We start from the raw sequence: 11,247 nt of genomic DNA on the forward strand, positions 1-11,247 counted from the left end.
ATTATTATACTAAAATATCAATATTACTATTCTTTATTATTTGGTGTACATCACCATCTATAACTTCTTTTTTTCTGTCGGCATATTTCAAAAACTCTGTGTAAACAATATCTAATTGAAGTTTTGTTAATTCGTAACCAATTTTTTTAGCTCTGTAAGCCAAAGCCGCACGACCGCTTCTAGCAGTTAGTACAATAGCCGATTCGGTTACCCCAACATCATGCGGATTCATGATTTCATAAGTTTCGCGATTTTTAATCACTCCATCCTGATGAATTCCGGAGCTATGAGCAAAAGCATTCGCTCCTACAATTGCTTTATTAGGTTGCACAAACATTCCCATACTTTCAGAAACCAAACGGCTAGTATCGTATAATAATTTAGAATTTATATCTGTATATAAACCTAAATCAGGATGCTGACGCAAAATCATCACCACTTCCTCTAAAGCAGTATTTCCTGCTCGCTCTCCTATTCCGTTAATCGTACACTCTATTTGTCTAGCGCCATTAATTACTCCCGCAATAGAGTTGGCTGTTGCTAATCCTAAATCATTATGACAATGACAAGAAAGGATAGCTTTCTCTATTCCTATTACATTTTCTTTAAGGTATTTTATTTTAGCACCATATTCTTCTGGAAGACAATAGCCTGTGGTATCTGGAATATTAAGAACAGTAGCTCCTGCTTTGATAGCTTCACTACACACATAGGCCAAAAATTCGTTATCAGTTCTACCGGCATCTTCAGCATAAAACTCGACATCGTCTACAAAGGTTTTTGCATAAGATATGGCTTCTGCTGCTCGATTTATAATCTCGTCTCTTGAGGCATTAAACTTATATTTAATATGAGAATCAGATGTTCCTATACCTGTATGAATCCTAGGTTTTTTAGCGAACTGTAATGCCTTTGCAGCAACATTTATATCTTCCTTTACAGCTCTTGTTAAGGCACAAACGGTTGCATTCTGAACTACTTTAGCAATAGCTTCAACTGAAATAAAATCGCCTGGACTTGATATTGGAAATCCAGCTTCTATAACATCAACACCCAATTCATCTAAACGATGAGCAATAACTAACTTTTGCTCCGTATTTAGCTTACATCCTGGGACTTGTTCTCCGTCGCGTAGCGTAGTGTCAAATATTTGTACTTTTTGATTATCCATATCAATAATTAACCTTAATTTTAAGTTCTATTTACAAATTTAAGTTTTAAGGTAGTAAAATAATCCTTTTAAATGCTTAGATTTACAGTATTAAATTAAAAAAACAAGTTACTAAACAGCTGAAAAACAGTATTTTAAATATACAATTTTTACGATGGCAAACCCTTCAAAAGATAATCTATTTGTTCTTATAAATTCACTCTCTAAATCTGAAAAAAGACAATTTAAACTCTATGTAAATCGCTTAGGTGATAACACAGATGCTAAATTTTTGCTACTTTTTAATCTTTTAGACAAAATGAGTGAATATGATGAGGAAGAAATCTTAAAAAGCAACATAGTTACTAAACTGCAATTATCGAATTTAAAGGCGCATTTGTACAAACAAATTTTAATTAGTTTACGAATGAATCCTGTGAATCAAAACATTCGTATACAAATAAGAGAACAATTGGATTTTGCAACAATTTTATACCATAAAGGACTGTACAAACAGAGTTTAAAAATTCTTGACAAAACCAAATTAATTGCTCTTGAACATGATGAGAAAAATATTGCTTATGAAATTGTAGAACTTGAAAAAGTAATCGAATCGCAATATATTACTCGAAGTATTGTTGGTCGTGCTGATGAACTAGCCATACAAGCCAAAGAACTGAGCCAGCAAAATGTAATTGCTAGTAAACTTTCTAATTTATCGTTACAACTTTACAGCATCATGCTAAAAAGTGGCTATGCGAAAAGCAAAGAAGAAATGCAGGAAATATCAACGTATTTCAACAACCAATTACCTAACTATCAAATAGAGGATTTAGGATTTAGAGAAAAATTATGGCTGTATAAAGCCCATTTATGGCATAGTTTTTTGATTCAGGATTTCTTAGCTTGTTACCGTTATTCTAATAAATGGGTGAACCTATTTAATGAATACCAACAAATGATTTTCCTGAATCCTGTTTGGTATATTAAAGGAAATACGTATTTGCTAGAATGTTTGTACCTCATTAAACACAAATCGTATATAAAAGAAGTACTAGAAAAACTTGAAACAACAATTGCACTTGATGCTTTTCCTAAAAACGATAATTTAACTACGTTGCATTTTTTATGCTATTACAACAGTAAATTCAACTTGCATTTTTTAGAAGGGGATTTTGAAGGCGGCATGTATTTAGTAGAGGAAGTATTGAAGAATTTAAAGAAAAACGAAGACCGAATTGACGAGCATCATACTATGGTTTTTTATTATAAAATTGCCAGCATGTATTTTGGCGCAGGCAATAATAAAAAATGCATTGAATATTTAAAGAAAATAATCGACAATAAAAACCTTTCGATGCGCGAGGATTTAATGTGTTTTGCCCGAGTATTGAGTCTTGTAGCGCATTATGAGGCTGGCATGGATTACCTTCTTGAAGTGCAACTAAAAAGCACCTATAAGTTCTTGATAAAAATGAATGATTTGCATGAAGTGCAACGAGAAATGATAAAGTTTCTTAAAAACTTAGGTTCCATTTTTCCAAGTGAACTGAAATCTGAATTCAAAAAATTACACGCCCGATTAATTGTTTTTGAAAGTCATCCATACGAAAAACGAGCATTTCTATATTTAGATGTCATTTCGTGGCTAGAAAGTAAAATAGAAAACAAACCTGTGGCTACTATTATTCAGGAAAAAGCGAAGAAGTTGATACGTTAATATTAATCCTTTAAAATATGAACTACCAACTGTCTCTAGAAGGTTTTTCTTTACCCGCAAATTTTTCTATTTTATACGTTAACGAAAACATCATGTAGCGTCTCAGAACCGTGTTTTCTTCATCACGAATTGTAGTTGGTGTAATGGTTTTAGTAACGCTTTGATTTTGATTGAGCACATCATATACTTTTACTTTGGCTGACATTTTTTTATGAAAAAAATTATACGCTAAGCTTGTATTCCATAAATAAAAATCTTTTTTAAAACCATCGGCAATATTAGAATTATAGGTATACCCAAAATCATTACCAAAAACCCAATTTTTAGGCCAATAATTGGTGGTTTGAATATTAAAAGTATGCAAAACGTTTGAAGCTGAATTGATTAAATAATTGGTGTATCGAGTATCATTATAAGTAAAAGTATACGACGGATTTATGGTCAATAACTCTCCATATTCATAAGTAAAATTGGCTCTTGGACTAATCTGTAGCGCATGAGCAACAAACATATCGCCGTTTGTAAACCCTTTAGATTTAGTTAATTCTGCGTTGCTCCCAATCTGGAATTTAAAAATATGCGCTTCTTTTTTAAAAGTTTTATTCCATCGAGCGCCAAACCAATACTCAAATGTTCCAGAAACATTTTCAAAGGTAGTTGTTCTTTTTCCGCTATCGTTAAAAACGGTTGAAGACACTATCTGATTATCAAAAATATCAGCACCGCTATAAATTGAATAACCCGAACGTGTAGCATAATCGTAGTCGTTAAAATTAAAATTAATGCTGTGGTTTTTAATCAATTCCAAATTTGAATTTCCTATAAAAGTATTCAATGGATTCGCTATATTTTCTATAGGTAAAAGTTGTGAAGCCCTAGGGAAATTAACTGTATAATCATACATTGCCCAAAGCGATTTTGATTTTCCTAATTGTATATTTCCATAAAAATTGGCATACGGAAAAATATACTTCTTACTCAATTTTGTTGTTGTTCCTAGATACAACGATTGGTTGTCGAACTTAGCCACATTGGTTCCGCTGGCAAAATTTAAATTGAATTTTTTCTTCTCGATAGCAAATCCCATTTTTGGGGCAATTAAATTTATATTAGATGATATCGTGTTGGTTAAATTATCGTTTAGAATGGAATACTTCTGAGAAGTTTCATCAAAATCAAATGCTTTTCGAACTTCAGAATAGTTCTCGGTTCGTCCATACACATTAAAAGAAACTCTTAAAGAATCAGAAATAGGCTCCATAAAAGTTATCTCAGAAGCATATAAATCTTTGAGATTTCTGTTGTTTATATTTTGATTTCTAACATCATTTGGCGTACCATTTTGATAAAATACCGATGTCGATTTATTTAACGAATTGGCTATTTCATTGGTGTTTTCGTTATCAAACAAAATATTTATAGAGCGCCCTTTTCTTTTTAAAGCCTTATTGAAATTGATTGAATTGGTGAAATTCGTTTTGTCATTTTCATCAAAAGTATTGGAAACATTTTCGTTCAATAATTGATTGTTTTGATCTCTTGAAAACTCGGTAGCATTTGATGCAAATTTAGTATTGGCTTTAACAAATTTTGGAGCTATAAATATTGATGCTGTTGAATCTATCTTATACTCAAAAGTAAAATTTACATTATGTCCGAAACGATCTTCGTTTGTTTTAGCATTTGATTGTGTTGTGAAATCACCCGTTGGCAATAAATTAATTTGCTTGGTTGTATTGGTGTTTTGTGCATTTGAATTCGTAAAAAAATAACTGGTATTCGAATCGAAATCTTTAAACCACTCATCGCCATAATTGACGCCCACCATATTTGACCTCGTAATTCCTTTTCCGCCACCAAATCGCATGTTGCCAAAGCCATACGAACCATCACTACTATAAAAATAGGAAGAATTTCGTCCGCCTCCCATAGTATCAAAAACCTCATCCATAGAAAAACCTGTAGAATTGATATTATTGGATGAAGCTAAAACACTAATTTTTCTTTTATTCTTAAAATAATTGATTAAAGCACTGCTTTCGTATCGATTATCAGTGCCATAACCCGCCATAAATTTACCAAAAAGGCCTTTGTTTTTGTCTTCGTCAATGGTTAGATTGATACTAGCATTGTTAGTACTAGCCGCTTGATTGGTCACTTCTTCCTTTCGTGTTTTGGTGTCTGATATTTGCACTTTATTGATGATGTCTGATGGCAAACTTTGCAAAGCAATTTTTCCGTCTTTATCAAAAAATGGCTTACCGTTTACTAAAACCTGATTGACTTCTTTTCCGTTTACGGTAACTTTTCCTTCGGGTGAGACCTCTACTCCTGGCAACTGTTTGAGCAAGGTTTCTACATTAGAATCGGGGCGCACTTTAAAAGAAGAAGCATTAAATTCTAAAGTATCTTTTTTAATTCGAATGGGAGGTGCTTCGCTTTTTATAACCACCTCACCTAAAGTATTCGTAATTTCTGATAATCGTAAAATACCAAAATCTTTATCTTCAGCAATTGCTTTTTCCTCTTGTTTGAATATTTGATAGCCTATATAAGAGATTTTCAAAAACACAGGGTTAGTGATTTTCTTAGTGCTCATAGTAAAAAATCCTTTTTTATCAGTAATGGTGTAATCAATTACTGTTGAATCTTTTACAGAGGTAAGATATACAGTAGCTGCTTCTAAAGGAACTTGAGTGTTTTTATCAATAATTTTACCTTTAACAACGACGCTGTTTTGGGAAAATACCGAAAAACTAAAAAAGGAAATGAAGAATAAAAAGTATCGTTTTTTCATAAAAAAATTCGTTGTTACTATATTAGAATAATAACAACGGAATAAGTGGTTTAGTATTATGATTAAAAAATTTCGTGGAAATTATTTAATATTTTTTATTTCTCTCTAATGTAAATATCGATTGGAACACCTGAGAAATCCCAGTTTTCGCGAATTTTATTTTCTAAAAAACGTTTGTAAGCTTCTTTTACATACTGAGGCAAATTAGCAAAAAACACAAACTGCGGAGTTGCTGTTGGCAATTGCATGCAATATTTAATTTTTACATATTTCCCTTTCAAAGCTGGTGGCGGATACCCTTCAATTACTTTCAGCATATAATCGTTGAATTTAGACGTTGGGATTCTTTGTTTTCTGTTTTCAAAAACCTGAACCGTAGCTTCTAGTGCTTTCAACAAACGCTGTTTAGTGATTGCTGATACAAAAAGGATAGGCACATCGGTAAACGGCATTAATTCTTTTCTGATTTTTTCTTCATAATCACGAGTAGACATGGTATCTTTTTCGACCAAATCCCATTTGTTTACCAAAATCACAACTCCTTTTCTGTTTTTTTCCGCTAGCCAAAAAATACTTTGATCTTGACCTTCAAAACCACGAGTGGCATCAATAATTAAGATGCATATATCGGCATGCTCAATGGCACGAACAGAACGCATTACGGAGTAAAATTCTAAATCTTCTTTTACTTTTGCTTTACGACGAATTCCGGCTGTATCTACCAAATTGAATTCAAAACCAAAACGGTCAAACTTGGTATCAATGGCATCACGAGTGGTACCCGCAATATCGGTTACCATGAATCGTTCTTTACCAATTAAAGCATTTATAAAACTCGATTTTCCAGCGTTAGGGCGCCCTACAACAGCAAAACGAGGCAAAACAATTTCTTCTTGAGTAGGCTCTGGCAGTGTTGGAAAAGCTTCAATCAATGCGTCTAACAAATCGCCAGTTCCGCTTCCTGAAATACTCGCAAAAGTATAATACTCTCCTAATCCTAAATTATAAAACTCTACAGCGTCCTTCTCACGCATAGCATTATCGACTTTGTTTACAGCCAATAAAACAGGTTTGGTAACTTTACGTAATAATTTGGCAACCGCATCATCCATTGGCGTAATCCCTTCTTCTACATCAACTACAAATATAATTACATCGGCTTCATCAATAGCTAATTCTACTTGTTTACGGATTTCTCCTTCAAAAACATCATCCGAACCGCGCACATATCCGCCAGTATCAATTACCGAAAATTCTTTTCCATTCCATTCACTTTTTCCGTAGTTTCTGTCACGAGTAACTCCAGAAACCGCATCAACAATAGCTTCTCTTCTTTGAATTAATCGATTAAAAAGTGTTGATTTCCCTACATTTGGTCTTCCTACAATGGCAACAATATTACTCATATTCTTTTTCTAACTATTTATTTTACCCGAATACCTTTTTACAGTCTCGGGCTGCAAAGGTAGTGTTTAATAGTATAATATCTATATTTTTACTATATTAGCTCACTGGCCAATTATTTATTCATTACAATTTAAATACTATGGATACCAATACCACCATTCGGCTTCGATTGCGTTTTTATAAAGATGTAGAAAAAAACATTGAAGATGTTCATGAAATTTTTGAAGAATCTGCAAAAAACAATGAAGGAGATTTTTTGATTAAAGTATATGAAAATCACATTTGGTTTTATGTTGTAGCGTCTAAGAAACGCATTTGGTCTCCCCATTTGCACCTCGAATTAGTTCCAAAATCAGAAAAAACAACGCATATTAGAGGCTTATTTGGCCCAGACCAAACCCTTTGGACTTTTTTTATGTTTCTTCATTTTATTATAGCGGGAGCATTTGTGCTTTTCGGAATGTTTGCCTTTTCTAATTACTCGCTAAAACAATCTTTTTCAACCGATATTATAGTGATGGCAGCAATGGTTATTATTTGGTTTGTTCTTTATTTTATTGCAAAAGAATTGCGCAAAAAAGGAAATGACCAAATGAATGAAATGGAAAATTTGTTTTTGAAGATTATAGAATAGAATGTCAAAAAAATTTAGATGTAAATAATATGTTTTTCATGAATCGAATGTTTTGAATTTCATTTTTGATTACTAATTTTACGAAAATTTTAAAATAACTTAACTTTTTTTATGATGATAAAATCGTTGTTGTCCTTCGTTGTTTTTTTTAGCTTTGCTTGTACATGTTTTGGTCAAATTGAAAATAGAGCAACTCTTCAATACCTCTTTTACAACCCTACAAATGATCAAAATTCAAACAATGTAAATCAATCTAACGTTGAGTTGAACTATTTTTTGAAATCAAAAAAAATCTTCAAAAAAGTGAGATGGGACAACAGCTTTGGCTATAAAACTTTGTTTTTAGATCAGGGAATTAACCAAAATCTACAAGACGTATCCTATACTTCTAATTTTATTTACACTAAAAATTTAAAGAATTTTTTATTGTTCAACGCGAGAATCAATGTTAGAAGTGAACTTCAAACAGATATTTCTGGCAAAAGTATTTTTCCGGCTTTTTCGTTTGGCTATATGCGCCAATCACAAAAAAATAAAACCATTCGTTGGGGATTTGGAGTAAACTATAATAATGATTTTAATAAAAACACCATTATTCCTTTTGCATTATTTAATTATGAAACCAGTAAACTTAAGTTTAACGCCACTTTACCCAATAGCGTATTGTTTTTAGTAAAACACAAACCTAATTTTAATTACGGAGCAACGGCAACATTAAACGCATCTATTTATAATTTACCAAATGAGAATGCTGAATATTTAAAACTTTTTAATACCAACTTCTTTGGTTTTATTCAAACAAAAGTATACAATAAATTATGGTTAGATGTAAAACCTGGTATTACCATAATGCGAAATATTGATGCTTTACAATCTAATTTTGATTCGGTTTCTCCAGATTCAGAAAATAAATTGTCGAATAATTTTGTGCTAAATGTTGGCTTGTTATACAGAATGTAAAGTTACTGATTGTACCCAAACCGTTTCAACATATTTGCATTGCTTCGCCAATTTTTATTGACTTTAACGTACAATTCGATGTGGATTTGTTTTCCGAAAAACTTTTCTAAATCGGCACGAGATTCAACACCAACTTTTTTCAAAGCCGTTCCTTTATGACCTATTATGATTCCTTTTTGTGTGTCGCGCTCTACCATAATTAAAGAACGAATTCGAATAATGTTTTCGTCTTCTAGAAATTCTTCCGTTATAATTTCTACTGCATAAGGAATCTCTTTACTGTAATTCAATAAAATTTTCTCTCTAATCGTTTCATTTACAAAAAAACGTTCAGGCTTATCTGTTAATTGATCTTTTGGGTAATAGGCTGGCGATTCTGGCAATAAAGAAAGTATTCTGGCAAAAACCTCAGGAACATTAAAATTCTTTAAAGCCGATATTGGAAAAATTTCTGCATTAGGAACTTTCTCGGTCCAAAAAGCCACTTGCTCCTCCAATTGCTCTTGATTTGAGTTATCAATTTTATTCAATAACAGTAAAACTGGAATTTTAGCATGAATGATTTTATTAAAAAAAGCTTCGTCCTTCAGTTCCTGCTCACCAATTTCAACCATGTAAATTAATATATCTGCATCCTCAAAAGCCGATTTCACAAAGTTCATCATAGATTCCTGCATTTCATATGCTGGTTTAATGATTCCAGGAGTATCAGATAGTATCAACTGAAAATCTTCTCCGTTTACAATTCCTAATATTCTATGGCGTGTCGTTTGTGCTTTTGAGGTAATTATAGACAATCTTTCGCCTACAAAGGCATTCATAAGTGTCGATTTTCCTACGTTTGGATTTCCTATGATATTAACAAAACCTGCTTTGTGTGACATATATTCTTGTTCAGTTCAAATTTTTTTCTACGCTTCTCTCAAAAGGGAATGGTTTGCAAATATACAATATTAAGAAAGCCCTAAAACAGGCTTTACTATTAATTCTCTTTTCTGAAAACCAATTTAAAGATTCTTTTTGCTTTATCTTTAAAAGAGACTGATGGTTAAATATGACTAAAAAAATAAATTAAGTATTAATATTAGGACTAAGTTATTATTATTGATAATGACGGTAATAATCTTAGCGAGACAATTTAAATACTGCAACTTATCCTGAAAAACTGAAGGTAATGAAGCATACGTTGGCTTTTTAGAATATTTATGTATCTTTGAAAATATACTTTTTCAGATGACAACAACTCCTTTTCAAAAAGCAATTGCCTTAATAGATGCAGAAAATGCTCAAGATCCTAACCAAGAAATAAGCCAATCAAAACCTATTTCTAAAGAGTTATTATACTCGAATAGAATGTATGAAAGGCTTATGATTTTTGAACCAAATGCATCTGAAGCCATTCAAATTGCAGCAAAAGCCCAGCACATTTGCCGATGGAAAATAGCTAGAGAATCCTACCCAATGGATCGAGTAGGTTATTTAAAATGGAGAGAAGACCTTAAAAAGTTTCATTCAAAAACTACCGCTTCGATTCTGGAAAAAGTGGGGTATGAAAAAACTTTTATCGATAGAGTTTCATTTTTGATTGAAAAAAAATTACTAAAAAAAGATGCTGAAACTCAACTTTTAGAAGATGTTATTTGCTTGGTTTTTTTAGAGTATTACCTAGAAGAGTTTATACAAAAACACGATACCGAAAAACTGAAAAACATCATCTTGAAAACTTGGAACAAGATGTCTGAAAAAGGACACCAAGAAGCCTTAAAAATAAAATATTCTGCTTCTAGTTTAGCTTTAATTCATGCTGCATTAGGATTATAATTCCTATTGATTTTGAAAATTACGTATATTAGCACTACCTTATAGGTAATTATACGTAATAAAAGAGTTCAAATTAAGTAAATTATGAGCAACACAATTCGAGTGGTACTTGCAGATGATCATATTTTTGTAAGAGACGGTATCAAATCTTTGTTAGAAAATGAAGAAAACATAGTTGTTATTGGCGAAGCAAATGATGGACTCGAAGCATTAGCTGTAGTTGCGTCTCAAAAACCCGATTTACTTATTGTAGATATTAAAATGCCAAACTTAAATGGCATTGAAGTAATTGAGCAATTAAGATTTGAAAACAATTTAATCAAAATTGTTGTACTTACCATGTGTGAATCTGAAGAATATGTTTTAAAATCTGTAAAAGCGGGAGCTGATGGCTATCTTTTAAAAGGTTCTAGTAAAGAAGAATTTCTAAAAGCTTTGCATACCATATCTAATGGAGGAAAATATTTTAGTGGCGATATTTCTTCGATTTTGATAGGTCAACTTACCAAACCATCATTGTCAGTATCTAAACCTATTTCAGACGACGAATTGATGATTACAAAGCGAGAAAAAGAAATTCTTAAACTACTATTATCAGGCAAAGGAAACAAGGAAATTGCTGAAATATTAGATATTAGCAAGAGAACAGCAGAAGTACATCGATTTAATTTAATGAAAAAATTAAAAGTAAAAAACCTTATTGAACTTTCAAATAAAGCTACTGAATTTAGTTTGTTGTAATTCCAATCTGTTTTACT

9 protein-coding genes are annotated in these 11,247 nt (G+C 31.9%); 5 read left to right on the forward strand and 4 right to left on the reverse strand.

From position 1 onward, the window contains the following. Window positions 1-4: 4 nt before the first annotated feature. Window positions 5-1,171 carry a 2-isopropylmalate synthase gene (locus ACFQ0S_RS04410; RefSeq protein ID WP_379754408.1) on the reverse strand — a complete coding sequence of 389 codons (1,167 nt, stop codon included), beginning with the start codon at window positions 1,169-1,171 and terminating at the stop codon, window positions 5-7. A gap of 154 nt (window positions 1,172-1,325) precedes the next feature. Between ACFQ0S_RS04410 and ACFQ0S_RS04415 the strand changes: the two genes are divergently transcribed. Further along, window positions 1,326-2,870, forward strand: coding sequence for a hypothetical protein (locus ACFQ0S_RS04415; protein WP_379754411.1), 1,545 nt, complete (start codon window positions 1,326-1,328; stop codon window positions 2,868-2,870). 22 nt (window positions 2,871-2,892) lie between these two features. Here ACFQ0S_RS04415 and ACFQ0S_RS04420 read toward each other — a convergent pair whose 3' ends face one another. Together ACFQ0S_RS04420 and der are read right to left on the reverse strand one after the other, a co-directional pair. Next, on the reverse strand, window positions 2,893-5,667 hold the full coding sequence (locus ACFQ0S_RS04420; protein WP_379754414.1) for an outer membrane beta-barrel protein: 2,775 nt from the start codon (window positions 5,665-5,667) through the stop codon (window positions 2,893-2,895). A gap of 95 nt (window positions 5,668-5,762) precedes the next feature. Continuing rightward, on the reverse strand, window positions 5,763-7,073 hold the full coding sequence (der, locus tag ACFQ0S_RS04425) for a ribosome biogenesis GTPase Der (RefSeq protein ID WP_379754417.1): 1,311 nt from the start codon (window positions 7,071-7,073) through the stop codon (window positions 5,763-5,765). A gap of 140 nt (window positions 7,074-7,213) precedes the next feature. Here der and ACFQ0S_RS04430 point away from each other — a divergent pair, with 140 nt between their 5' ends. After that, a complete protein-coding gene (locus tag ACFQ0S_RS04430; protein WP_379754420.1) occupies window positions 7,214-7,708 on the forward strand; it encodes a hypothetical protein in 495 nt (164 codons plus the stop codon). A 276-nt stretch (window positions 7,709-7,984) separates the two neighbouring features. Beyond that, window positions 7,985-8,668, forward strand: coding sequence for a DUF6268 family outer membrane beta-barrel protein (locus tag ACFQ0S_RS04435; protein ID WP_379819055.1), 684 nt, complete (start codon window positions 7,985-7,987; stop codon window positions 8,666-8,668). Between the two features lie 2 nt (window positions 8,669-8,670). Here the strand turns inward: ACFQ0S_RS04435 and era are convergent, their stop codons facing one another. Beyond that, a complete protein-coding gene (era, locus tag ACFQ0S_RS04440) occupies window positions 8,671-9,552 on the reverse strand; it encodes a GTPase Era (RefSeq protein ID WP_379754426.1) in 882 nt (293 codons plus the stop codon). A 349-nt stretch (window positions 9,553-9,901) separates the two neighbouring features. Between era and ACFQ0S_RS04445 the strand changes: the two genes are divergently transcribed. Next, a complete protein-coding gene (locus tag ACFQ0S_RS04445; protein WP_379754429.1) occupies window positions 9,902-10,489 on the forward strand; it encodes a DUF4202 domain-containing protein in 588 nt (195 codons plus the stop codon). 84 nt (window positions 10,490-10,573) lie between these two features. Next, window positions 10,574-11,230, forward strand: coding sequence for a response regulator (locus ACFQ0S_RS04450; protein WP_379754432.1), 657 nt, complete (start codon window positions 10,574-10,576; stop codon window positions 11,228-11,230). The last annotated feature ends 17 nt before the right edge of the window (window positions 11,231-11,247 follow it).

Origin of the sequence: Flavobacterium myungsuense (assembly GCF_042677265.1) — a bacterium.
GTDB classification, from domain to species: domain Bacteria; phylum Bacteroidota; class Bacteroidia; order Flavobacteriales; family Flavobacteriaceae; genus Flavobacterium; species Flavobacterium myungsuense.